The 25362-nt window shown below is 51.6% G+C and carries 21 protein-coding genes and 2 tRNA genes; 12 read left to right on the forward strand and 11 right to left on the reverse strand.

Going from position 1 to position 25362, the window contains the following annotated elements:
* The first annotated feature begins 20 nt into the window (after window positions 1-20).
* Window positions 21-638, forward strand: coding sequence for a hydrolase (locus tag LKE53_02720; protein ID MCH3971676.1), 618 nt, complete (start codon window positions 21-23; stop codon window positions 636-638).
* Between the two features lie 82 nt (window positions 639-720).
* Here the strand turns inward: LKE53_02720 and LKE53_02725 are convergent, their stop codons facing one another.
* From LKE53_02725 to LKE53_02750, 6 genes are all read right to left on the reverse strand, one after another.
* A complete protein-coding gene (locus tag LKE53_02725; GenBank protein MCH3971677.1) occupies window positions 721-1290 on the reverse strand; it encodes a sugar O-acetyltransferase in 570 nt (189 codons plus the stop codon).
* Between the two features lie 19 nt (window positions 1291-1309).
* Entirely contained in the window at window positions 1310-1939 is a 630-nt protein-coding gene (locus LKE53_02730) for a sugar O-acetyltransferase (protein ID MCH3971678.1), read from the reverse strand.
* A 479-nt stretch (window positions 1940-2418) separates the two neighbouring features.
* A complete protein-coding gene (locus LKE53_02735; protein ID MCH3971679.1) occupies window positions 2419-2703 on the reverse strand; it encodes a hypothetical protein in 285 nt (94 codons plus the stop codon).
* 14 nt (window positions 2704-2717) lie between these two features.
* Window positions 2718-3794 (reverse strand): 6-phosphofructokinase, encoded by a 1077-nt coding sequence (locus LKE53_02740; protein MCH3971680.1) that lies wholly within the window; start codon window positions 3792-3794, stop codon window positions 2718-2720.
* Window positions 3795-3875: 81 nt separating this feature from the next.
* The gene (locus LKE53_02745; GenBank protein ID MCH3971681.1) at window positions 3876-6023 is read right to left on the reverse strand and encodes an RNA degradosome polyphosphate kinase; all 2148 of its coding nucleotides are present in this window, start codon (window positions 6021-6023) and stop codon (window positions 3876-3878) included.
* Window positions 6024-6056: 33 nt separating this feature from the next.
* Entirely contained in the window at window positions 6057-7604 is a 1548-nt protein-coding gene (locus LKE53_02750) for a phosphatase (GenBank protein MCH3971682.1), read from the reverse strand.
* 229 nt (window positions 7605-7833) lie between these two features.
* Between LKE53_02750 and LKE53_02755 the strand changes: the two genes are divergently transcribed.
* Window positions 7834-8679: a carbon-nitrogen hydrolase family protein gene (locus LKE53_02755; GenBank protein ID MCH3971683.1), complete on the forward strand. Its 846-nt coding sequence runs from the start codon at window positions 7834-7836 to the stop codon at window positions 8677-8679.
* A gap of 78 nt (window positions 8680-8757) precedes the next feature.
* On the opposite strand, the gene LKE53_02760 is transcribed toward LKE53_02755, so the two are convergent.
* Window positions 8758-8844: transfer RNA gene (locus LKE53_02760), tRNA-Ser, on the reverse strand.
* Between the two features lie 196 nt (window positions 8845-9040).
* Here LKE53_02760 and asnS point away from each other — a divergent pair.
* The 4 genes from asnS to secF all read left to right on the forward strand — a co-directional run bounded on the left by asnS (window position 9041) and on the right by secF (window position 14507).
* The gene (asnS, locus tag LKE53_02765; protein ID MCH3971684.1) at window positions 9041-10435 is read left to right on the forward strand and encodes an asparagine--tRNA ligase; all 1395 of its coding nucleotides are present in this window, start codon (window positions 9041-9043) and stop codon (window positions 10433-10435) included.
* A 204-nt stretch (window positions 10436-10639) separates the two neighbouring features.
* Window positions 10640-11917: an aminotransferase class I/II-fold pyridoxal phosphate-dependent enzyme gene (locus tag LKE53_02770; protein MCH3971685.1), complete on the forward strand. Its 1278-nt coding sequence runs from the start codon at window positions 10640-10642 to the stop codon at window positions 11915-11917.
* A gap of 165 nt (window positions 11918-12082) precedes the next feature.
* On the forward strand, window positions 12083-13528 hold the full coding sequence (locus LKE53_02775; GenBank protein MCH3971686.1) for a protein translocase subunit SecD: 1446 nt from the start codon (window positions 12083-12085) through the stop codon (window positions 13526-13528).
* Complete coding sequence (gene secF, locus LKE53_02780) at window positions 13515-14507, forward strand: protein translocase subunit SecF (GenBank protein ID MCH3971687.1); 993 nt, start codon at window positions 13515-13517, stop codon at window positions 14505-14507. The genes LKE53_02775 and secF overlap by 14 nt, the downstream gene beginning before the upstream one ends.
* Before the next feature lie 241 nt (window positions 14508-14748).
* On the opposite strand, the gene LKE53_02785 is transcribed toward secF, so the two are convergent.
* Both LKE53_02785 and LKE53_02790 read right to left on the reverse strand, forming a co-directional pair.
* Window positions 14749-15810, reverse strand: coding sequence for a galactose mutarotase (locus LKE53_02785; GenBank protein MCH3971688.1), 1062 nt, complete (start codon window positions 15808-15810; stop codon window positions 14749-14751).
* Between the two features lie 18 nt (window positions 15811-15828).
* Window positions 15829-16788 (reverse strand): ROK family protein, encoded by a 960-nt coding sequence (locus LKE53_02790; protein ID MCH3971689.1) that lies wholly within the window; start codon window positions 16786-16788, stop codon window positions 15829-15831.
* 216 nt (window positions 16789-17004) lie between these two features.
* Between LKE53_02790 and LKE53_02795 the strand changes: the two genes are divergently transcribed.
* Window positions 17005-17682, forward strand: coding sequence for a sugar transferase (locus LKE53_02795; GenBank protein ID MCH3971690.1), 678 nt, complete (start codon window positions 17005-17007; stop codon window positions 17680-17682).
* Window positions 17683-17734: 52 nt separating this feature from the next.
* Window positions 17735-18538: a polysaccharide deacetylase family protein gene (locus LKE53_02800; protein MCH3971691.1), complete on the forward strand. Its 804-nt coding sequence runs from the start codon at window positions 17735-17737 to the stop codon at window positions 18536-18538.
* Window positions 18539-19135: 597 nt separating this feature from the next.
* On the opposite strand, the gene LKE53_02805 is transcribed toward LKE53_02800, so the two are convergent.
* Both LKE53_02805 and LKE53_02810 read right to left on the reverse strand, forming a co-directional pair.
* Window positions 19136-19222, reverse strand: a tRNA-Leu gene (locus LKE53_02805).
* A 110-nt stretch (window positions 19223-19332) separates the two neighbouring features.
* Window positions 19333-20223: a hypothetical protein gene (locus LKE53_02810; GenBank protein ID MCH3971692.1), complete on the reverse strand. Its 891-nt coding sequence runs from the start codon at window positions 20221-20223 to the stop codon at window positions 19333-19335.
* A gap of 261 nt (window positions 20224-20484) precedes the next feature.
* On the opposite strand from LKE53_02810, the gene LKE53_02815 reads away from it, so the two are divergent.
* The 4 genes from LKE53_02815 (at window position 20485) to LKE53_02830 (ending at window position 25356) form a co-directional block, all read left to right on the forward strand.
* A complete protein-coding gene (locus tag LKE53_02815) occupies window positions 20485-21873 on the forward strand; it encodes a citrate/2-methylcitrate synthase (protein ID MCH3971693.1) in 1389 nt (462 codons plus the stop codon).
* A 246-nt stretch (window positions 21874-22119) separates the two neighbouring features.
* A complete protein-coding gene (locus tag LKE53_02820) occupies window positions 22120-23901 on the forward strand; it encodes an aminopeptidase P family protein (GenBank protein ID MCH3971694.1) in 1782 nt (593 codons plus the stop codon).
* Window positions 23902-24004: 103 nt separating this feature from the next.
* On the forward strand, window positions 24005-24931 hold the full coding sequence (gene pyrB / locus LKE53_02825; protein ID MCH3971695.1) for an aspartate carbamoyltransferase: 927 nt from the start codon (window positions 24005-24007) through the stop codon (window positions 24929-24931).
* On the forward strand, window positions 24925-25356 hold the full coding sequence (locus LKE53_02830) for an aspartate carbamoyltransferase regulatory subunit (GenBank protein MCH3971696.1): 432 nt from the start codon (window positions 24925-24927) through the stop codon (window positions 25354-25356). Before pyrB ends, LKE53_02830 begins: the two co-directional genes overlap by 7 nt.
* Window positions 25357-25362 lie beyond the last annotated feature (6 nt).

Consider the following 25362-nt stretch of genomic DNA (forward strand, 5'->3'; position numbering starts at 1 on the left):
TAGGAAGGAGCCGGAATAGGATGGAGTACAAAGAAGAATTTATCGAAATTTTTCAGAGCAAGGTCAAGCGTGAGGGCGCCAAGGAACTGCTGGAATGGCTGCAGCAGCGCACGGATTTCTTTACAGCACCCGCAAGCACCCGCTATCACTGCGCCTGCCAAGGCGGTTTGGTGCAGCACAGCGTCAGCGTATATAAGACCATGATGAACTGGTTTGAGCCGGATACTGATAGCGAAGAGAGCTATGTCATCTGCGGCCTGCTGCACGATATCTGCAAAGCGAATTTTTACAAGCAGAGTACGCGGAATGTAAAGAATGAAGAAACCGGAAAGTGGGAGCGCCGGCCCTATTACAGCATTGACGATCAGTTTCCCTACGGCCACGGGGAAAAGTCGGTGTTTTTGATAGAGCGTTTTTTGCGTCTGCGCACCAGTGAGGCGATGGCGATTCGCTGGCACATGGGTGGCTTTGACGATGCGGCCCGCGGCGGCTGCAAGGCAATTTCGCAGGCCTATGAGAAGTATCCGCTCGCGGTAAAGCTGCATTTGGCCGACTTTGAGAGTACCTATCTGCATGAAAAGGGAACCTCTGTGGTGCCAAACAACCACCCGCACAATCCGCAGAAGCAAGTTCTGTAGTACAATTTCTTTTATATAATAAATATAAATCATAGCTACAAAAAGCTGCACCAAGGGTTTTCCTTGGTGCAGCTTTTTTATATTACCAGTCTTTTTCGGTATCGGTGATTTTACGAATAACGCGGCACGGGTTTCCGACAGCAACGGTCATGGGTGGAATGTCGTGCGTGACAATGCTGCCTGCGCCGACAACGGCACCCATGCCGATGGTTACGCCCGGCAGGATTACCACATTGCAGCCAATCCACGCGTGGTCCTCAATCACCACTGGCTTACTGAACATTTCTCCATGCGGGCGCGCCTTATAGTGTACCGGGTGCCCCGTGGTGGTGATTGTGACACCGGTGGCAATCAGCACATGGCTGCCGATGGTGATTTTCCAGTCGTCAATCAGGGTAAGATTGGAGTTGATGTACGTATCGTCCCCAATCGTAACCGTCTTGCCACGGGCAAGCGAAAGCGTGGGTTCTACCCAAACCTGCTCACCGACCGAGCCAAAAATTTCGTGGAGCAGCTCTACGCGGCGCTCCTTTTTTGCCGGGTCTAGGTGATTGAATTCATACGCCAGCTGCTTTGCCCGGGTCTGTTCCTCCAGGTATTCGCCGGTATCACACCAGAGCAGTCCTTTTTCTTTGCGTTCGTCCTCTGTCATACAGATCCTTCTTTCTGTATCAGGCCTTTGACGAATTGATGGCGGCCCACGCCTCTGCGTCAAATTCCTGCTTCTTATAGTAATATTTTTTGTCTTCTTCTGTTATTTTGCGCAAGACGCGGCACGGATTCCCTACGGCAATTACACCGGAGGGAATCCTGTGCGTCACTACGCTGCCTGCGCCGATGACAGTGTTGTTGCCAATCGTGACGCCTGGTGTAATCACGACATTGCCGCCGACCCAGACGTTGCTGCCAATGGTTACGGGAATGCCGTATTCATACATGGAGTTGCGGGCCTGTGGGTGCACCGGGTGCCCGGCAGTGTAGACCGCCACGTTTGGCGCAAAAAATACATTGTCGCCGATCGTGACCTGTGCCACGTCTAAAATAACACAGTTGTAGTTGGAAAAGAAATTGTCGCCAACCGAGATATGCGTTCCATAGTCGCAGTAAAAGGGCTGGCTGAGAATCATGTTTTTACCGCAGTTTTTGATAATCTGATGGGCTAGGGAATCGAGCAGATCAAAATCCGCCGGGTCAGCGTGGTTAAACTTCCCGGTCAACCTGCGGGCAATCTGCATTTCCTGATATACGGCCTGGTCGGCAATGTATGCCATGCCGCGGTCGCGCCTTGTGATGTTGTCCATTTTGTTGTGTCCTTTCGGAGAAATCATTCTGATATGGCTTTTTAAAGTATCATTATACTGTATTCACTGCAGAATACAAGAGGATTTTTCACAGAAAAGCACGGCTCTGTTTTACAAAAAGTACTGCCTTCTGCGCTTATGTGGAGTGAACCGTATAGAAATGATACAATCATTTTTCAAGAGGCTGTCAGCTTGGAATGTATCTGGACAAACTAAAGAATTGTTATTTTACGTAAAATACAGCATGGCTTACACCAAAAGGTAAAAGACGAGGAGCTGTTAGGGGGGTGTCAGCCTAAACAGGCCCTGCTGCGGTAACAGTTTGTTTCACTGTACAAGCAAATATACAGCAAAAGGCGCGTGAAAAGCAGATCGCTTTTTACGCGCCTTTTGCTGTTTTTGATTGTCATTTAGAAAAGGCAGTTTTTTCATCGCAGTTTTGCCGATTAAGCAGTAGGTCGCTTCTTACAAGTGAGAGTTCAGTCTTTTTCTTCGGGCACCTGCGATGCTTCAGTCTCGGCTTTTGTTTCACTGCTGCCAGTGTCAGAATGATTCAGGTATTTCTTTGCGGCCAGCCGCATAATGGGAAGAGAGCGGTTCAGCTCCCCAAGGCAGCGCAGCTTTCTTGCAAAGTAAACAAAACTGGTGATCAGTGAAAGCAGGCTGACAATCAGCGAAAGCAATGTCACCGCTTTTGCTGCGTGGTGCATGGATTCCTGACGTTCTTCGTACTCTGGGCTGCAGTGTACATGTGGACAAAACATACGGATAACCTCCTTTAATCACCAAAACAAATGCCAATGTCGCGCGCGGTCTGTATCACGTCACAGTCGGGCGGCACAGTTTTTAGTTTGCCGGCCACTTCACTCAGCGGCACGGGAACAATCACATTGTTGCGCATGGCTACCATATAGCCGTACTGTTCTTTCTTAATCAGTTGGGCCGCCGCTACGCCAAAGCGGGTGGAAAGCACCCGGTCATAGGGGCAGGGACTGCCGCCGCGCTGAATGTGCCCCGGCACCGTTACGCGAATCTCGTGGCCGGTGGCGTCCTCTAAATCTTTTGCCAAGCGATAGGAAACAGAGGGGAAAGGTTCAGCGGCGCGCTTTGCTTTCAGCTCTTTTTTGCTCATCTTCGCTTCGTCCTGCGAAATGGCGCCCTCAGCTACTGCAAGAATGGAAAAGCGTTTGCCGGCTTTGCTGCGCTTGTCAATCATTTTTACGATATTGCTGACTTTATAGGGAATCTCCGGCAGCAGAATTGCATCTGCGCTGCCGGCAATGCCCGCGTGCAGGGTCAGCCAGCCGACTTTGTGGCCCATAATCTCGATAATAAAAATGCGCCCATGGGAAGTAGCCGTGGTATGAATGCAGTCCAGAACATTGGCGGCTACGTCGACAGCACTTTGAAAACCAAACGTGATGTCTGTGCCCCAAATGTCGTTGTCGATAGTCTTGGGCAGTGTGACAACGTGCAGGCCCTCTTGACTGAGCAGGTTGGCCGTTTTGTGTGTGCCGTTTCCGCCTAAAATCACCAGGCAGTCAAGCCCCATCTTTTTGTAGTTGTCTTTCATGTTCTTTACTTTGTCAACATTGTCGTCTGTGGTTACCCGCATCAGCTTAAAAGGCTGGCGGCTTGTGCCCAGAATAGTGCCGCCAAGGTTGATAATGCCGGAAAAATCGTGCGGCGTCATTTTGTGGTAGTTGCCCTCGATAAGGCCGCGGTAGCCGTCCTCAATGCCGTAAATGGTCACGTCCTTGCCAAATTCGCAAAGCAGCGCTTTGCCCAGCCCGCGAATGGCTGCATTGAGGCCTTGACAGTCACCGCCGCTGGTTAAAATTCCTACTTTCAACATGTTTTCACATCCTTTTCTGCATAAGGCTTGCATATACATCTCTGCTGCGGGCATTTTGCCGGCAGCTTGGTTCCCGCTGCGTTAAGATTCCGCTGTCCTAGGGCTGAAAAGCGGCGTCAGGGGCTTATCCTGGTCCTGCTTTTCCAGCTCCTGTACAGCCTGCTGTGCCAGTTTACTGAACTCAATCTGACAGTTGCAGGGGGCTTTGCCGCGGCGGTCAATGTGCTCATATTCTTTGTTGCACAGCATACGGCGCGCGTTGATATTATCGCGCAGCATCAGGTCAAGAATATCGAATCCGCGCTGTTTTAGGTCAGGGTCCTCTACAGGGAAGACCAGCTCCACCCGGCGGTCAAGGTTGCGGGGCATCCAGTCGGCGCTGCCCATGTAGATTTTGGGGCTGCCGCCATTTTCAAAGCGGAAAATGCGGCTGTGTTCCAGCAGCTGACCGACAATGCTGGTGACTTCAATATTTTCGCTGACACCGGGCAGGCCAGGTATCAGGCAGCAAATGCCGCGCACAATCAGCCGAATGGGCACCCCCGCGCAGCTCGCTTCATACAGCAGCTTGATAATGGCCGGGTCTACCAGAGAATTTACTTTGGCGGTAATGCCGCTTGGCAGACCCTGCTTGGCGTTTTGAGTTTCGCAGCGAATCATGTATTCAAAGAAACTGCGCAGACCGTGCGGCGCTACCCGGAATTTATTGTACTCCGGCGGGCGGCTGTAGCCGGTCAAGACGTTAAACAGGCTGCTTGCATCAATGCCAAAGGGCTCTTTGCAGGTAAACAGGCCGATATCGGTGTAAATCTTGGCGGTGCTGTCGTTGTAGTTGCCGGTGCCCATGTGCAAGTAGCGGCGAATGCCGTCCTCTTCGCGGCGGACAACCAGCGCAATCTTGCAGTGAGTCTTTAGGCCTGCCAGGCCGTAAATAACGTGGCAGCCGGCATTTTCCAGTTTCTTAGCCCAAAGGATATTGTTTTCCTCATCAAAGCGGGCTTTCAGTTCGACCAGCACGGTCACCTGCTTGCCATTTTCCGCCGCTTTAATCAGCGCTGCGATAATTGGCGAGTGGCCGCTCACGCGGTAAAGCGTCTGCTTAATCGCCAGTACGTTTTCATCCTCAGCTGCCGCGCGGATAAAGTTTACCACAACGTCAAAACTTTCATACGGGTGGTGCACCATGCGGTCCTTTTCACGGATAGCCTCAAAAATATCCGTATAGCCCCAGAAATCAGCCGGCGGATAAACTGGTGTAATCGGCTTGAAACACAGATTTTCGCACCCGGGCAGGTTGGCAAACTTTGAGAAAAAGGTCAGGTCCAGCGGGCCGGGCGACTCGTAAATGCTGCTTTGGTCTACATCAAGCATTTCTAACAGGAAATCTTTGATTGCCGGGTCACATTTTTGCAGCAGCTCCAGCCGCACCGGTGCGCCGCGCTTACGCTTTTTGATGGATTTCTGTATTTCAATCATCAGGTCGGCAGACTCTTCATCAATGTCAAGGTCGCTGTTGCGCGTGATGCGGAACGGACAGGCTGCCAGAATTTTGCGTGCCTCAAAAAGCTGCTCCATGCTGTAAATAATCACGTTTTCCAGCAGGACAAAACAGCGCTCGCCTTTGCCGGGCAGCTCTAGGTACCGCGAAAGAATGCCCGGCACCTGCACAACAGCGAAACAGTCCTCTTCCTCGTCCTCTTGTTTGCCGGCAAGCCGCACGGCAATATTTAGGCTCTTGTTAGCCAAAAAGGGGAAAGGCCGGCTGCGGTCTACAGCAAGAGGCGTCAGCACCGGAAAAAGAATTTTATGGAAGTATTCAGTCATGTACTCTAGTTGTTCAGCGTCCATTTCGTCCGGTACCAAAAAGCGAATGCCGGCTTTTTTTAAAACCGGCAGAATCGACCGGTGCAGACAGGAATACTGCTTTTCCGTAAAAGCATGGATCTTTTCAGAAAGCGCTGCGTACAGTTCTTTGGGGGTTAGGCCGCTAACATCGGGTTTATGGTATTTGCTGTGAATCTGCTCCATGACACCGGCAACACGAACCATAAAGAATTCGTCCAGGTTGCTGGCTGTAATGGAAAGAAAACGCACGCGCTCAAGAATCGGGTTTTCTTTTTCAAAACATTCTTCTAGTACACGCGCGTTAAAGTCCATCCAGCTCAGTTCGCGGTTATAGTAAGGCATAGGCTGCGGCGCAGGCACGGCAGCAGGTGCTTTTTCGCTCATTTTGGTTCCTCCAGTTTACTAGCGGTGTTGGGTTTATATCAGGGTCTGCTTGATTTTTAAAACCGGATACAGACCAAAAACTTCTTTGAAAAAAGCAGAGCACTGCTCAAAAGCCCAGTTTTCCAGAAAAATATTTTCGTTGGTTTCGGCGGTTACAATCATCTGCTCATCCAGCCGCTTCACTTTTACGGACTTGATCTTCTGCTTCTGTGATTTGTCCAGTGAATTGGCAAGGCGAAAAATCGCAACCAGCTTTGCAATGACGGTGCGTTCTTGTTCAGGCATAGAGATGTAGTCTACTTTACGGAAATCGGGCACAGTGTATTCATTGTAGCGGGCAACATAGGCTGCACGCAGAATGTCGCGGCTGGTAATACCGTAGATGTCGGTGCTGCGAATGATGTCGAAGCTTGCCTGCAGGTGGTCTTTTACCGAAACATAGTAGCCGCTTTCGTGCAGAATCACGGCGAGCTCCAGGACCAGGCGCTGGTCTTTGCCAAGGCCGTGCAGGGGCTTGAGACGGTCGAACATCGTGCAGGCAATCTGCCGCACATTGTCGGCGTGGGGGCGGCTGCAGTGGTAGTTTTCTGCAATATGGTTTGCGCAGGAGATTGCGTTTTCGTGCACGTATTCCGCGTACTCAGTTTTTCTCTTGGGCAGCAGCATCTGCCGCATCAGCGCGTCCCACAGGTTGACCTGTGGCGAAAACACCTGCTGCGCGGTGGCATTGCGAATGAGCTGCATGTAAATAGCAAGTGCAGCATACAGAATTTCTGCACTGCTTTCGGTAATGCCGTACAGCTGTGCAATTTTGTCGGCACGCAGGGTACGGATATGTTTATAAAGTTTCGTTATTTTTTTGACTGGAATGGTAAAAATACCGTTTTGTTCTTCTACACCGCAGAGCTTGGCAATCAGTTTCATGTCGTTGCCGGTCAAAATAATATTGCTCAGGTCGCATTGTGAAATTTCCTGGTATGCAAAAATTGATTCCAGGTATTCTTCGACGACAGTGCTGAAATCCTCTGTCTGGTCCTGAATGCGCTCCAGCATATCGTGAAGTTTCAGCGCGCCGACCGGCAGATTCTGTGAGTAAATCATGGTGCTGCCATTGTACACGGCGGTGCCGATGGTGCCAGAACCGATAAAGGCAAACAGTGAGTTGCCCGCCTGCATCATACCGGAGTCCTGCAGAGACGACAGAATTTCCGAGTAAATCAGCGTTTTTTCCTCGTCCGCTTCCAGTACCTCAACATTCAGATTATTCTGCACTTTCAGCTGGTCTAAGATAAACGCACGGTTGTCGGCTTCCCGCAGAGCAGTGGTTGCCACCGCGCGGTACTGCGTAATGCCGTATTCTTTCATCAAAGCGGTAAATCCCGCAAGGGCTTTGCTCATTTCGCGAAAACACTCTAGGCCGATTTTCTGCCCGGTAAAGACCTCGTGCCCCAGGGCCAGTGGATAAGCAAGGCGGTCCAGTTCACAGATCTTGCCTTTGCGCAGCTGCGCAATGCGAAGCCGCAGCTCACTGGAGCCGATGTCGATCACCGCCGCCGCTTTTGGATATTTTCGTTTATTCATGTTGTGCACCGCCTGTTTCTAAACATCAAAGTTTGCGCTATAATAACGGAAGCCGCCATTCCTGCCGCCTGAAAAGACCGGCTAGTAAAGTAAGGCAGGGCTAGGAAAACTTGCCGCAAAAAAGAAAGCGAATTCCATTACTTTGATTATAACAATCTTTTAGCTGATGGGCAAGAATAATTATATGTTTGACAAAAGAAATAAAACGAATGGAAAGAGGTGCGGTACCATGAAACTGGCACTGCTGCAGATGCACGTAAGCGAAAAAAAGGAAGAGAACCTGCGACGCGCGGCGGCCTTGGTAAAACAGGCCGCAGACCGTGGCGCGCAGATAGCTGTGCTGCCGGAAATGTTTGTCTGCCCGTATGAGAACAGCTGGTTTGTCCGTGCGGCAGAAGCACGCGGCAGGGACATTTGGCGGGCACTTTCCCGCATGGCCCAGGGAAACCACATTTGGCTTGTCGGCGGCAGCTTCCCAGAGCAGGAAGACGGGTGCCTTTACAACACCTGCTTTGTCTTTGACCCGCAGGGCAGAGAAGCCGCCCGCCACCGAAAAATGCACCTGTTTGACATCCATGTAGAGAGCGGGCAATCTTTCTGTGAATCCGCCACATTTTCCGCCGGAGAAGATATTACGGTATTCCCTACAGAATTTGGGAAAATCGGCGTATGTATCTGCTTTGACTTCCGCTTTCCAGAGCTTGCCGGTCTTATGCAGCGGCGGGGTGCACAGCTTCTGCTGGTGCCGGCCGCTTTCAATATGACCACTGGCCCTGCACACTGGGAGCTGCTGTTTCGTCAGCGCGCGGTAGACAATCAGCTGTTTACGGCAGGCATTGCCCCGGCGCGCGACACAGCGGCACCCTACGTTTCCTATGCAAATTCGATTCTTTGCTCGCCGTGGGGCAGTGTACTGGAGCGTGCAGGAGAAGGGGAGCAGATCCTTCTGCATGAAATTGACTTTGCCGAAAACGCATCGGTGCGCCGCCAGCTGCCGCTGATTTTTGCCCGGCGGAGCGATCTGTATACTTTAAAAGCAGAGCACAGCGAGGCGCCTGGGGGACAAAAAAGCTGACCTACAGCGGATTTTGAGCATAAAAAAATCCGCAAACACTTTCTGCTGCAAAGGCAGAAATATGTTTGTGGATATGAATGGCGGAGAGGATGCGACTCGAACGCACAATGCCTTGCGGCACACCACATTTCCAATGTGGCTCCTTACCAATTAGAATACCTCTCCAACTGGCAAAACAACATCGCTTTTTATCAGCGACTAAATTATTATAGCATATGTTCCGGAAAATGCAAGCCTTTTTTGCAAATTCTCATTTTTTTATGGGAAAACTTGCGTATAGGCTTTTGCTGCTGTAAACTATCCTATGTATAATATGATTTTATCTGCCGGCTTTTGCGGCCGGCGCTAGGAGGAAAAAAAGTTGGATCGGACCAGAATTTCGGAACTTTACCGGGATGCGGAAAGCTTTGGCGGCAAAAGCATTACCGTGTGCGGCTGGGTGCGCTCTGTGCGCGACAGCAAAGCCCTTGGCTTTATCGACCTGAATGACGGCAGCTGCTTTAAGGGTCTGCAGGTCGTCTTTGAGGCGGACAAAGTAGAAAATTTTGAAGAGATAACAAAATACAACGTCGGCGCTGCTGTATGCGTGACAGGTGAAGTGCTGCTGACACCCAAAGCGCGCCAGCCGTTTGAGGTGCACGCGGCAGAGATTAAACTGGAGGGTGCCTCTGCCCCAGACTATCCGCTCCAGAAAAAGCGCCACAGTGTTGAGTACCTGCGCAGCATTGCGCACCTGCGCCCGCGCACCAATCTGTTTTCGGCGGCTTTCCGCGTACGCTCCGCCGCCGCATACGGAATTCACCGTTTCTTCCAGCAGCGCGGCTTTGTTTACGTAAATACACCGCTGATTACGGCAAGCGATGCCGAGGGTGCGGGCGAAATGTTCCGCGTCACCACACTGGACCCCGCCAATCCGCCTAAAACACCGGACGGCAGGGTGGACTTTAAAGAAGACTTTTTTCAGCGGCCCGCTTCGCTGACGGTTTCCGGCCAGCTTGAGGCCGAGTGCATGGCAATGGCTTTTGGGCAGGTGTACACCTTTGGCCCAACATTCCGTGCAGAAAAGTCCTACACACAGCGCCACGCGGCTGAGTTTTGGATGATTGAGCCGGAAATTGCCTTTGCAGACCTAGAGGACGTGATGAAACTGGCAGAGGCCATGATGAAAGACGTAATTCGCTACGTCATGAAGACCTGCCCACAGGACCTCGATTTCTGCAACCACTTTGTAGACAAGGGGCTTTTGCAGCGCCTGCAGAATGTACTGGACCACGACTTTGCGCGGGTTACCTACACAGATGCAGTGAAACTGCTGGAGAAGAACAACGACCATTTCGAGTATAAAGTGGAATGGGGCTGCGACCTGCAGACCGAGCACGAGCGCTACCTGACCGAGCAGGTTTACAAGCGCCCAGTATTTGTTACGGATTATCCCGCCGGCATCAAGGCCTTTTATATGCGCGAAAACCCGGACCAAAAGACCGTTGCCGCGGTAGACCTGCTGGTGCCCGGTATCGGCGAAATTATCGGCGGCAGCCAGCGTGAAGAGCGCCTGGAGATCCTGCAGCAGAAAATGCACAAACTGGGCATGAAAGAAGAGGACTACTGGTGGTATCTCGACCTGCGCCGCTACGGTACGGCCCGCCACGGCGGCTTTGGCCTTGGCTTTGAGCGCATGGTCATGTATCTGACCGGCATTCAGAATATCCGCGACGTGCTGCCATTTCCACGTACGCCCGGCAGTGCAGAGTTTTAAAAGAAAGACCGCTTTGGCGGTCTTTCTTTATACTCTTTTGCATAAACAAACAAAAAATCGCCAAAAGGCTGCAGACTTTGACAGGATAAACCGGAAATGTGCAAGATTTCATTTTAAGTCTTGCATTTTTTGCGCTGATTTTGTACAATAGGAAAGGTTTATTTCACTTTTACGATAGTTTGAGTAGTTGGGAGTGCATACTGCGTGAATTTTACAGAAATGTCGGAAACGGAACTGAAGCAGCAGCAGGCAAAGCTTGCAAAACAATTTGAGGCCTGCAAGGCACAGGGGCTAAAGCTCAATATGGCGCGCGGCAAGCCTGCCGCTGACCAGCTGGGCCTTTCCATGGAAATGCTTGATTCACTCAATTCCAAGACCAACCCGGTTTTGGCGGACGGTACAGACTGCCGAAACTACGGCCAGCCGGACGGCCTGCCGGAAATGCGGCAGCTGTTTTCTGGGCTGATGGGTGTGCCGGCTTCCAATATCCTTATCGGCGGCAATTCCAGTCTGAATATGATGTTCGACACCATTTCCTGCGGCATGACACACGGCATGCCGGGCGGAAAACCGTGGTGCACCGAAAAGCGGCGCAAATTTCTCTGCCCGTCGCCGGGTTATGACCGCCACTTTGCTGTTACCGAATATTTTGGCTTTGAACTCATCGCAGTTCCAATGCTGGCGACTGGGCCGGATATGAATGTGGTGGAAAACTTAGTTGCTGCTGACCCTGCTATTAAGGGAATGTGGTGTGTACCAAAGTATTCCAACCCGACTGGCATTACATACTCTGATGAAACCGTGCGGCGCATTGCTGCACTGAAGCCCGCTGCCCCGGATTTTCGCATTTTTTGGGATAACGCATACTGCGTGCACGAGCTTACTGATACTCCTGACCAGCTGCTGAATTTGTGGGAAGCCTGCAAAGCAGCGGGAAACCCTGACCTTCCGTTTTTCTTTGCCTCTACCAGCAAGGTTACGTTCCCGGGTGCGGGCGTAGCTGCGATGGGTGCCAGCGACAAAAATCTGGAAGTCATGCGCGAATACCGGCATTACCAGATTATCGGGCCGGATAAAATGAACCAGCTGCGCCACCTGCTCTTCCTGAAAAAAGTGGGAGGGGTGAAAGCCCAAATGGAGCGCCAGCGCGCACTGATTGCCCCGAAGTTTCAGGCTGTAGAGAAAATCTTTGACGAGGAGCTTGCCGGCAAGGGTGTCGCATCGTGGACCAATCCCCGCGGCGGTTACTTCATCAGCGTTGATGTGCAGCCCGGCTGCGCAAAGCGCACAGTCGCCTTGTGCAAAGAAGCCGGCGTTACCCTGACCGGTGCCGGTGCCACTTTCCCATACCATATTGACCCGCAGGACAGCAATATCCGTGTGGCGCCGACATACCCACCCCTTGCGGAAGTAAAGCAAGCGGCAAAACTTTTTTGCCTGTGTGCGCAGCTGGCTGTGTGCGAAAAACTCCTACATTGCTGATTCTTTATTTTTACTTTTGTTTTGCTGTACAAAAAGGCTGCCTTTTTAGGCGGCCTTTTCCTTTCGGAAACATTGACTTTCCAACACAGAATTACTATAATAAACTTGCTACGTCTGCGAAATTCAGTTTTTTCGCGGAAAAAAAGCAAATTGGAGGACTTGCGCATGAAGCGAGCACGAAAACCCATTTTTTTCATTGTCGCGATCCTCATCTTAGCCTTTACGTTCGTTTCCATTTCGGGCGTTTATTCGTACAAAGGCGATACCAAAACGACTTATGTAAAAGGCGTTGGGGATATCAGATGGGGCATTGACATCAAGGGCGGCGTTGAGGCTACTTTTTCCCCCGAGTCAAGCGGGAAAAAGGTAACGAAAGAGCAGCTGGACTCTGCAAAATCTGTCATCGAGACCCGTATGGTGCAGAATAATATTACAGACTATGAGCTGTACGCAGATTACAGTCAAGGTAAAATCATCACCCGCTTTCCGTGGCAGAGCGAAGAGACAAGCTTTGACCCGGAGTCGGCCCTAAAAGAACTGTCTGCCACCTCTGTCCTGACTTTCCGCGAGGGAAGCGAGTACACCAATACATCGACCGGCAGCGACGGTGAGACCATTTACACAACGCCAAAGGGAACGACTGCGAAAACGACCTTCCTTTCCGGCAGCGATGTAAAGTCTGCCAAGGCCGGTGTTTCACAGGACTCTACCTCTGGCCAAAGCACCTATGTGGTCGAGCTGGAGCTGACCAGCAGCGGCGCACAAAAATTTGCTGCCGCTACGAAAAAAGTTGCCAACGAAAGCAGCACCTTGTCAATCTGGATGGATGACACGATGATTTCTTCAGCTTCGGTTGACAAGACCAAGTTCGGCCAGACCGGCATTACTGGCGGCAAAGCCGAAATCAGCGGCAACTTTACCTCTGATTCTGCTACAAAATTAGCAAACCAAATCAATGCCGGCGCGCTGCCGTTTAAGTTAACGGTCAGCAGCTTTAGCAGCGTCAGCCCGACTTTGGGCACCTCTTCGCTGTATGCTATGGCGCTTGCGGGCATTGTCGGCTTCATTCTGGTTGCTATCTTTATGATTCTGGTGTTCCGCCTGCCCGGCTTTGTGGCGGTTATCTCTTTGTGCGGGCAGATGGCGCTGTGCTTTGCGGCAGTTTCCGGTTTCTTCCCATTTATGAAGAGCTTTACCATGACCTTGCCCGGTATTGCGGGTATGATTCTATCTATCGGCATGGGCGTGGATGCCAACATCATTACTGCGACGCGAATCAAAGAGGAGCTTTATGCCGGCAAGTCGCTGGACGCGGCCATTACCGCCGGCGACAAAAACAGCTTCTGGGCTATCTTTGACGGCAACATTACCACAATCTTGGTTGCTGTCATCCTGATGCTGGTCTTTGGCCCGACAAATATCCTCTCTGCACTGTTTGGCGCCAGCACAACCGGCTCCATTTATTCCTTCGGCTACACGCTGTTGATCGGCAACATCGGCAACTTCATCTTCGGTATTTATACCAGCCGTGCAATGACCCGGTCGCTTTCTGCTTTCAAACCTCTGCGCAAAAAGTGGCTTTACGGAGGTGCAATCCATGAAGCAGTTTAAGATTCGGTTTAGTAAAAACCGCAAAATTTACTATGCTATTTCCATTGGCATTATCCTTGTGGGTGTCATCTGCAACATTGTCTTTGGCGCTAAGCTGGATATTGAATTCCGCGGCGGCACACAGCTGAAGTATTCTTATACGGATGCTTCCGGCGCAGTGACGCAGACCGAAGTGGAAAAGACAGTAAAGAATACCGTAAAGCGCGATGCTTCGGTTCTGCTGAATAAAAACGTCAAGAATTCTTCCGGCACTGCCACGACCAATAACGTGACGATTGAGCTTTCCGGTACAGACGCTATTTCCGTGGAAACGCAGCAGCAAATTGCAAAAGACCTGCAGACTAAGTTTACAAACAGTAAGTTTTCACTGATTGAGTCCAGTTCGATCAATCCCTCCATGGGGCAGAAATTCTTTGTAAAATGTCTGGTCGCTGTTGCAATCACCATTGTGCTGCTGGTCCTGTATATCGCCCTGCGCTTCCGCAAAATCGGCGGTATGTCAGCTGGTGTCATGGCGATTGTTGCTCTGCTGCACGATGTCTGTATGGTGTATTTTACATTCATCTTTTTCCAAATGCCCATCAACGGCAACTTTATCGCGGTTATTCTGCTGATTCTCGGTTACTCACTCAACGATACAATTATCGTCTATGACCGTATCCGCGAAAATCGCACCGAGATGCCCGCAAAGACGCCGATTGGCGAGCTGGTCGATTTGAGTATCAACCAGACGCTGAGCCGCTCCATTTTTACCGCATTGTGCACGGTCATGGTTATTGCGTGCTTGTGTGTGGTCGCCGCCTATTATCAGTTGACCAGTGTTACCACGCTGGCTTTGCCGATGATGATTGGTGTTGTTTCCGGCTGCTATTCCTCTGTGTGCATCGCCGGCCCGTTGTATGTCGGCTGGAATGAACACAAGCAGAAAAAGCAGAAGAAAGGCCATGCAAAGCCGCAGGCCGCTTCCGCTGAAGAATAAGATTCTATTCAGATCCCGTCGATACAGGAATACCTGTCGGCGGGATTTTTTATACAAAAAGGCCACCCGGGCAAGGCGGCCTTTGCTTCAGCAGTTTTCTGCTTCGAATTTATAAACTGTGCAGCTGTGGAACGTTTTACCGACCGGAAGCAGCGCTGATGGAAACTGCGGATGGTGGGGACTGCCCGGAAAATGCTGCGTTTCCGTACAAAAAGGCCGCCCGGGAAAGGCGGCCTTTGCTTCAGCAGTTTTCTGCTTCGAATTTATAAACTGTGCGGCTGCGGAACGTTTTACCGACCGGAAGCAGCGCTGATGGAAACTGTGGATGGTGGGGACTGTCCGGAAAATGCTGCGTTTCCAGGCAGACAGCAGTGTGTGGCAGAAGGGGAGAGCCATCGCGACCTTTACTGCCTTCGCCAAAGCTGTTTGCTGTATACAACTGCATGCCAGGCTGATCGGTAAAGACCAGCATACGAATGCCGCGAGTTTTGTTGCAGACTTCGGCGGCTCTGCGCATGCCGGTGCCATTTAAAACAAAGCAGTGGTCGTAGCCACCACAGTGATGCAGCAACGGCTCGTCTTTGGCAATGTCCTGTCCAATCGGCTTAAAGCTGCGGAAATCTTCTGCAGTGCCGTCGACCGGCAGCACTTTTCCGGTCGGAAGCAGGCTGTCGTCCGCTGCTAGGAAAGAATCTGCATTTAACTGCAGGACAGACGCCAAGAGCTCTTCACTGCTCTCTGCACCTAAAGTAAAGAAAGAGTGGTTAGTCAAATTCAGGTAAGTCGTTTTGCTGCACTCGGCACGGTAGTCGATGATGACCGCGTTGTCCGTGGTCAGGCAGTAAGTGACAGAAACACTGCAGGTGCCGGGAAAGCCCTGGTCGCCGTCCGGGCTGGTGCAGGTAAAGGTAATGGAGGGCGCGTCCGTGCTGTTGTCGCGGTGCTTACAGCGCCAGTTGCGGGAAGAAAAGCCATCGCTGCCGCCATGCAGCGTGTTAAGCCCCTCGTTTTTATCAAGGGTGTATGTTTTGCCGCCAATATCAAAAGTACCGCCGGCAATGCGGTTGGCATAGCGGCCCACTGCGGTGCCCAGGTAGTCGCCTGGTGCTGCGTATTCGTCCAGTGTGCTGTGTCCCAGCACCATTTCTGCAAAGTTCCCGTCGCGGTCTGGCATGCGCAGAGAGGCAATGCGTGCGCCGTAGGAAAGCAGCGTCAGCGAGGCACCAGCGGCGTTTTTCAGTGTATAAGCGGAAACGGCGGTGCCGTTTTGCAAAGTACCGAAAGAATTTTCTGTAATGCTCATTTTTCTATCTCCTGTCCCTCAGGCGGTTCCCAGCAGAGCCGCACCGATAATGCCGGCGTCATTGCCAAGCTTTGCAATGCACACCTCAGTTTGTTTGGCGTTAGGCACTAAGAAAGTTTCGTCCTTTATGAATTCGCGCAGCGGCTTGAGCAGGGTATCTTTTTCGTTGCAGATGCCGCCGCCGATGCAGATGCGGTCTGGTTGGAAGATGTTGATGCAGTTGACAATGCCCGTGCCGAGGTCGCGGATAAACATATCCACGGCTTTTTGGCCGAGCGGGTCGCCGGCGCGCATAGCGTCAAAGGCGGTGCGGCCATTGATTTTCGTCAGGTCGCCGCCAACAATCTGCCAGATCGGCGAGGTTTTGTCTTTTGAGGTCAGCATGACTTCCTCTGTTGTGCGGATAAGTCCGGTTGCAGAGGCATAGGCTTCCCAGCAACCGCGGCGGCCGCAGGTGCAGGGACGGCCGTCTACCGCAATGACCTGGTGCCCCAGCTCGCCGGCGGCGCCGTTGCAGCCGGAGTAAATTTTGCCATCAATGATAATGCCGCCGCCGATGCCGGTGCCCAGTGTAATAGCCAGTGCATTTGCGGTGCCCTCCAATGCGCCGGCCTTATACTCGCCGAAAGCGGCAGCATTCGCATCATTTTCCACCAGCACTTTTTTGCCCTGCAGGCGCTCACTGAGCTGCTCTGCCAGAGGGTAGTTGTGCAGGTTTAGGTTGCCGGAAAAGCCAACAACACCCTTTTCGCTGTCGATGCTGCCGGGGGAGCCAACACCAATCCACGGTACGTCGATCAGGGTCAGGTTGGCGGCCTGCAGGGCCTGCAGCGCGGTCCTTGCCAGCTGCTCGGTCAGTTCGTTTTCCGGGCAGGGGACCCGGGTGTGATTTTTTGCGCTTGAAATCAGATTGTAGTTCTCATCAATGACGCCAACGGCGATGTTTGTGCCGCCAAGGTCAATACCAAGATAGTACATAAAACAATACACCCTCCTTGTAAAAAGACAGAGACTTAAAACATTCAATTTTATGTATTTTATTTAGTATACCGTTTTATTTACAGAAAGTAAATAACAGAAAGAAAACCGACAGAAAAATTGAATCTATTTTGCGCGGTGTGTTATAATGCTACTGCACCGGTTGCTGCCGGGCGTGGCGAAACCGCAGAAATACAGACGAAATGGGGAGTTTGTGTGCAGTATGAAGACCTGCCAGACTACATGAAAAATCCAGATACCAAAAATTATTTTGAAAAATTGCAGCACCGCCGCGGCACGCTGGCTGCCAAGCGGCTGTTTGACATTGTTGTATCCTTCCTTATCCTGGTGGTGCTGTCGCCTCTGCTGCTGATTACCGCAGCTGCAGTAAAAATCGACTCACGCGGGCCGGTGTTTTACCGGCAGGAACGCATCGGCCGCTTTGGCAGGCCATTTCGTATTTTTAAGTTCCGTACCATGGTGCAGGATGCCGATAAAAAAGGCCTTGCCATCACGGTGGGCGAGGACCCGCGCATCACGCGGGTGGGGCATGTGATTCGCAAATGCCGTTTGGATGAGTTTGCACAGGTGCTCAATGTTTTGGGCGGTAGCATGAGCTTGGTTGGCCCCCGGCCAGAAGTGCCTAAATATGTAAAAGCATACCGAGATGCTTATATGCCGACTTTGCTGGTGCGCCCGGGCGTCACCGCGCCCAGCAGCATTCATTTCCGCAATGAAGACGAAATTTTAGCCGCTTCCAAATTAGACCCAGAAACAGCCTATGTCGAGGAAATCCTGCCTACTAAAATGCAGCTCAATCTGCAGTATATCGATTCTATTTCGGTAGGCAGCGACATCAAAGTGATGTTCGACACCGTGCGCGCGGTATTCTAGTATATTTGCTTTTCCCTCTGCATAAAGTTCCTGTATAAGGGAGGGGGAAGCTTTGTATCTGCTCTTTAAAAAGAAGAACCTTTTGCTGGTGCTGCTTGCGGCTGCGGCCGCAGCCGCACTACTGACAGCGGCACACAGCCGGCTTGCCAGCGTGGCAGTTTCCGCGAAAGCCCCCAGCCCAAACTGGGGGCTTTCTTTTCAGGAGAAAGGAAAACAGCCGATCGGCAATGCTTCACCGCAGTATCTCAAGCAGTATAATGCCTATTTTTTAGGGAATGCGCAGGAGAAAAAACTGTATTTGACTTTTGATGCGGGCTACGAGGCCGGCTATACGCCGAAAATTTTAGATGCGCTGAAAAAACACCATGTCAAGGCAACCTTTTTCGTGGTAGGTAATTATCTGCAGACCAGCCCGGACCTGGTGCGCCGTATGACAGCGGAGGGGCACACCGTGGGCAACCATACCTGGCACCATTATGATATGTCAAAAATTTCTGACCCAGCGGTTTTTGAAAAGGAATTGCGTTCCGTGGAGGAAAAGTATAAAGAAATTACCGGAAAGCCGATGCAGCGGGTCTATCGACCACCACAGGGGCGCTACAGTGAAAAGAATTTGCAGCAGGCGCAGAAATTGGGCTACAAAACTTTTTTCTGGAGTCTCGCCTATGTTGATTGGTACAAAGACAAACAGCCCAGCAAAGAAGAGGCTTTTGGGAAAATTATACCCCGCACACATCCCGGTGCAGTGGTACTGCTGCACAGTACGTCAAAGACCAACGCGGATATTTTAGATGAGCTGATGACTAAATGGGAGCAGATGGGCTATACGTTTGGTCTGGCGTCGCAAATTCATTGAAGCGCACGATCCTTCCGGTCTGCAATTTGCTGTTTCTAGGCGTATCAATGAAACTTGACGGAACGGGTCCGAGCGCAGGGGGCAGATAGCGAAATGCTTCAATTATTGCAAATATTATAAAAAGGCCCCCGGAAGCAGTGCTTTCCGAGGGCCTTTTTTGCAAAGTCGGATTGTAAAAACGCCGCGGTATCCGCCGCAGAGCCTTGCAGAACAGAAACCATCAAAGAAAAAGCTGCTACAGCGGCAAACGGCCACATACCGGCTTTACACGCAAAGAATAGCTTGCTGTCTTGCACTGCTGCTTGTTTTCCCTATGTCATCAGCAGAGAAACAATACATTATTTATATTTTAAACACAGGCAGCCTAAGCTTCCCGAAAATGGATGCTGCTGTGGGCTCGCTTTTGGAATTTATAACTTTTCTGATATCCATATCATATGCTTTATCAAAATGCAGCAGCTTTCTCGTATGGAAAAGTGAGAGAAGCGCGCTTTTTGCAGAGTACTAGAACGATGGTCCCCTCTGGGGATGCTTTCGGGTCTTAACTCGTAAAACAAAAAATCCCCGGAAGCCTTTAAATAACTGGCTTTCCGGGGGTGGTGCCGCTGACCGGGGTTGAACCGGTACGATATTGCTATCGAGGGATTTTAAGTCCCTTGCGTCTGCCAATTCCGCCACAGCGGCAGGTGACTTGCCTGCATTTCGCTAAATATCATAGCATTTAAATAGAGAATTGTCAAACAAAGTATGCGGTGCGGCAGGGACGAAAGGGCAGCGTCCCTTTGTCACATAGCTCAAGAGAGATACTCTTTTTCCAGGCGCAGCATCATCTGCGCGTAGCGCCGAAAACAGGTGTTGCTGCGGCCGGCCTGCGCGTCCTGCACGCAGGGGAAGATGACCGTTTCCCACAGGGAACGGTAGACTGCTTCCGGGGCAGGGGAGGCATCTATTTTGGCAGTGATGGCGGGAGCAAATGCGTAGTATTCCTGAATCGCCAAGGGGCCCGCCGGCTGATGGCACAGCCAGTTGTCACGAAAAGCGCGCAGAGTTTGCAGTTCGCGGCAGTTGTCCGGTTTGTGCAGGGAGCCGCAAACCGCGGTGGTGATGTAGCAGGCCCGCTTGCGCCAGCCGTTGTTGATGCAGTCATAGCCGACGGCATTCAGTGGTTCTTTCGGGTATTTGCTGTTCCAAATCTTTAAAAATTCATCCATTACCGCGGCAGCTTCCGGTACCTGACTGTCGTGCAGGGACGGCAGCAGATAGACTGTAAGCATTAGGCGGTAGGAAAAAAAGGCACTATTGTGGCTGCTGCGGATATGTCGAATAGACAGTTCATCTGCAATGCGGGACATCAGCGCCTGTGCAAAGGCATGGCAGTCCTCTGCCTGCACCCCACGCAGCGCTTCCAGCGGAACACCGAGGCGGCTGCTGTAGTCTGCAAAATAATCAGGGTAGTCTTTTTTGGTAAAGGACGGTTCGCCATTTTCAAAGTGGAACAGGGCGGGTTCCAGCGCAGCAAGCGCGCTTTGCAGCTTTTCGCCGCCATCCGGTTCGGCAGCAGTAGGTGTAAACAGCGCCTTTAGGTCAATGGGCTTTGCGCAGTACATGCAGACCACATGATCTACATTCTCAGGCACCTGCAGTTCCAACCCACAATAGGGGCAGTGAATGGTACGGTAAGTCATGAGGGCAGCCTCCTTTCCGGTGAAGATTGGTTTACATATTCTCTTACAAAATTAAAGTATAACAGAAGTTTTTTGAGAAAACAAGTCTGCATAACGCATATCATAATCTGTTTACAGAATCTTTACAGCTAAAAAACACAACTTGTACTGTTTGACTTTAAAATGGATTTATGATAAAATTTAAAAATATACTTTTGCAGAGTAAAATGGAAAAGTCTGCAAAATAACATGGGCGTATGCAGATATTTGTGAGGAAAGAGAGTGAGCCGTTTGGTAAAAACAACCGCCGTGGATGATTTTTTTGAGGTTACCCCGGAAATTGAAAAACTGACGCAGCTGTGCGTCAAAAGCAGTTCCATAGACCCTGACCTATATGGAAAATATGATGTAAAGCGTGGTCTGCGCGATATCAACGGCGAAGGCGTGCTGTGCGGTCTGTCGGAAATCGGCGAAGTGAAAGCCAAAAAGACCGTCAATGGCAAAAAAGTACCGATCCCCGGTGAATTATATTACCGTGGCATTTCTATTAATGACCTGACACGCGGTTTCCTTACGGAAAAGCGCTTTGGTTTTGAGGAGACAGCGTACCTGCTGCTCTTTGGAGATCTGCCCACCGCCGCGCAGCTGGAGGCTTTTCGCGGCCTGCTGAACCGCTACCGCACGCTGCCCACCAACTTTGTGCGCGACATTATTATGAAAGCGCCAAGCTGTGACATGATGAATACCCTGGCGCGCAGTGTCTTGACCCTGTATGCCTATGACGAAAAGGCAAATGACACCAGTTTGGAGAACACGCTGCGGCAGTGCATCGAAATGATTGCGCTGTTTCCTCAGCTGGCAGTGTACGGCTACCAGGCTTATGCCCACAACGCCGACCCCAGCAAGCCGTTTTTCATTCACACTCCGCGCAATGACCTTTCCACAGCGGAAAACATTCTGTATATGCTGCGCATTGACAACAAATATACAGAATTAGAGGCTCGCATTCTCGACCTTGCACTGGTGCTGCATGCAGAGCACGGCGGCGGTAACAACTCTACCTTTACCACCCATGTGGTTGCTTCCTCCGGCACAGACACCTATTCGGTGATTGCAGCGGCGCTCAGCTCTTTGAAAGGCCCGAAACACGGCGGTGCAAACATCAAGGTTGTGCGCATGTTTACCGACATGATGCACGAAGTGAAAGATTGGGAAGACGAAGAAGAGGTCGGCAGTTATCTGCGCCGCCTGCTGCACGGCGAAGCCTTTGACCGAAAGGGCCTTATTTATGGCATGGGACATGCGGTGTATAGCATCAGCGACCCGCGTGCGCAGATTTTCCGTAAATTTGTAGAGCGGCTTTCTGTAGAAAAAGGCAAGCAAAAAGAATATGGCCTGTACGCTATGGTTGGCCGCCTTGCCCCACAGATTATTGCGCAGGAGCGTAAAACCTATAAAGGTGTCAGTGCAAACATCGATTTTTACTCCGGCTTTGTTTACTACATGCTCGGTTTGCCGATTGAGCTGTACACGCCGGTCTTTGCCATGGCGCGTATCGCCGGATGGAGCGCTCACCTTTTGGAAGAACGCATCAATGAGGGCAAGATTATTCGTCCGGCATACAAAACAGTGGCCCCGCACCGCAGCTATGTGCCCCTGGATCAGCGCTGAAACTTCTTCGGTGCATTCTCCCTTGACAGTTTCCGTCAAAACTCGTATACTATTTGAAGCCTGCTTTTCAGGCGGCCCGCGGGCTGCCAAAAGAGTGGAACCTTTCAAATAGTTCATTCTGTAAAAAATAGATATCTGCGGTATGGCTGTACCGCTGAAACAGGAAAAGCTCATCCGAAGGGCAGGTTGCTTCGGGTGAGCTTTTTTCTGCGCGGCGTTTTCCCTTGCCGCAGGAAGGGAGAAACAATGACTGTAACAGAAAAATTGAGTGCTCTGCGTCGGCAGATGGCCGCGCATGGGGCAGACGCTGTCATTTTGCCGACAGGTGACCCGCATATGAGCGAGTATATCCCAGAGTACTGGGAGTCCCGCCGCTGGTTTTCTGGCTTTACCGGCGACGCCGGCACATTGGTTGTAACCAAAGAGGAGAGCCTTTTGTGGACGGATGGCCGCTTCTTTATCCAGGCGGCGCAGCAGCTGCAGGGTACGCCGATTCAGCTAATGCGTATGCGCGAGCCGGGTGTGCCGACCATTGGCGAGTACTTGGCAAAGAATATTGCAGGTGGAACAGCCGTGGTGGACGGCCGCGTCTTTTCCGAGATGGATGCGGAAAAAATCCGTAGCCTGCTGAGTTTCTCCGGCGCAAAACTTATCAGCATTGATTTGGTCGCACCGGTGTGGACAGAGGGCCGGCCGAGCCTGCCGGCAACGCCTGTACATCTGCTGGCAGAGCGCTATGCCGGCAAGTCCTGTGCGGACAAACTGCAGCAGGTGCGCGAAATCCTGCTGAAAAATGGCGCTTCCGCTCAGCTTTACAGCCTTTTGGATGATGTTGCATGGGCAACCAACCTGCGTGCCGCAGATATTGCCTACAACCCTTTTGCCATTGCGTTTTTGCTGGTGACAGAGGAAAAGGCTCTGCTGTATCTGGACAAAGGCCGGCTGGATGCCGATGCTGCTGCTTCCATTGCAAAGTCCGGTGTAGAGGTACGGCCCTATGCACAGCTTACAGCGGACCTGCAGGACAGCACCACCCCGCAGAAAGTGCTGGTCAATAAGGGCAGCATTAGCTTTGATCTGTATACCACTCTGCAGAAAAACCCTGCCTGCACTTTGTTGGATGGCCCAGATATCATTACCGGCTTAAAGGCTGTAAAGAACCCGACCGAGTGCGCCAACATGCGTACCTGCCATGTTTACGACGGCGTTGCACTGGTGAAGTTTAAAATGGAGCTGGAGCGCCGCATGGCTGCGGGGGAGCCGCTTACCGAGTGGGATGCTTCCCTCATTGCCCATAAATGCCGCGCACAAATGCCTGACAACTGCGGCGAGAGCTTCGGGACCATTGCCGCCTACGGCCCTAATGCGGCCATGATGCACTACGGCCCGACTAAAGAAGTGCATTCCTCTCTGCAGCCAAAGGGTTTTTTGCTGGTAGACTCTGGCGGACAGTACCTGACTGGCACCACCGATGTGACCCGTACCTTTGCCATGGGCCCGCTGACACAGGAAGAAAAAGAATGCTTTACCTGGGTCTTGAAGTCCCACATCGATTTGGCACAGGCAAAGTTCCCGGCAGGCACCAGCGGCAGAGATTTAGATTCCCTTTCCCGCGTACAGGTTTGGAAGCACGGCCTGGATTATCGCTGCGGCACAGGCCACGGCGTTGGCTACCTGGGTGCCGTGCATGAGGGCCCACAGAGCTTCCGCTCAGAAGTTCCGCTGGTTCCCGGCATGACCATTACGGACGAGCCCGGTATTTATATGGAGGGCAAATTTGGTATCCGTACAGAAAATACACTGGAAGTCGTTATGGACGAAAAGACCGAATACGGCCAGTTCTATGCTTTCAGCCCGTTGACAAAGTTCCCCATCGACCGCGCGGCTATTTTGCCGGAGCTGCTTTCTGCGGACGAAATAGAGTATCTTGACCGCTATCATCATACGGTTTACGAGACTCTTGCACCACATCTGGATGACAAAGAGCGCACATGGCTTGCAAAAGCCTGCAGCCCGCTTTGCAGATAAATTCCGTACAGCTTTTTAGACTCAGCGCAGCATAGGCACCAAGCGCCCGCTTTTGCTGCAGCCCGCGGATGCTGTGCGGGCTGCAAGACCTGCAGGAGGGAATATGGTAAAACATCTCATCGATCCGCTGGACCTTTCCGTTTCGGAAATCAACGATTTGCTGGACCTTGCGGATAAAATTTCCGCAGAACCGCAGAAGTACGCACATCTCTGTGACGGCAAAAAGCTGGCCACTTTGTTTTATGAGCCAAGCACCCGCACACGTTTAAGCTTTGAGACCGCGATGCTCAACATGGGCGGCAGCGTAATGGGCTTTCATTCAGCCGAAACTTCCTCTGCCACCAAGGGCGAAAGCGTGGCAGATACGATTCGGGTTGTTTCCTGTTTTGCGGATATCTGCGCCATGCGCCACCCCAAAGAGGGCGCGCCGCGCCGCGCCGCACATTTTTCAAAGATTCCGGTCATCAATGCCGGCGACGGTGGCCACCAGCACCCCACACAGACCCTGACTGACCTGATGACGATCCGCCGCAAAAAAGGGCGCCTGCACGACCTGACCATCGGCCTGTGCGGTGACCTGAAATTCGGCCGCACCGTGCATTCCCTGATTAAATCCCTCGCGCGTTACCCTGGCATTCGCTTTGTCCTGATTTCGCCGGAAGAGCTGCGCGTGCCCGGCTATATTATAGAAGAAGTGCTGCAGCCGCAGCACATTCCCTATGAAGAGGGCACCAGCCTGGAGGCCGCCCTGCCGCGCCTTGACATTCTGTATATGACCCGTGTGCAGAAAGAACGTTTCTTTAATGAAGAGGACTACGTCCGTTTGAAAGACAGCTATGTCCTGACCTCTGAAAAAATGAAGTTGGCAGGGCCAGAGATGTATGTGCTGCACCCGCTGCCGCGTGTCAATGAGATTGCGCTGGATGTGGATGACGACCCGCGTGCGGCCTACTTTGACCAAGTACAGAACGGCGTATATGTACGTCAGGCACTGATTTTAAAACTTCTGGGGGTGAAACTGCCATGCTGAACATTGATTCTTTACAGACCGGCATTGTCATTGACCATATTCAGGCCGGCACCAGTATGCGTATTTACGACCTGCTGCAGCTGGAAAAACTGGACTGCTGTGTGGCAGTCATTAAAAACGCGCGCAGCAGCAAATTTGGCCGCAAAGATATTATCAAAATTGAGGGCCAAGTCAGTGTTGACCTAGATGTTCTCGGCTTTATAGACCCTAACATTACCGTGAATTATATTGAAAACGGCCATATTGCAGAGAAAAAGGCGTTGAAGTTGCCAAAGTATATTAAAAACGTGATTTCCTGCAAAAACCCGCGCTGCATTACGACTATCGAAGAGGGCGTGGACCAGGTGTTTCAGCTCTGCGACGAAAAGACTCGCCGCTACCGCTGCATTTACTGCGAGCAGGAGTATAAGCGCCCGACACCCTAAAGAATG

The sequence above is a fragment of the Oscillospiraceae bacterium genome, from assembly GCA_022483045.1.
Classification (GTDB): Bacteria; Bacillota; Clostridia; order Oscillospirales; family Acutalibacteraceae; genus Caproicibacterium.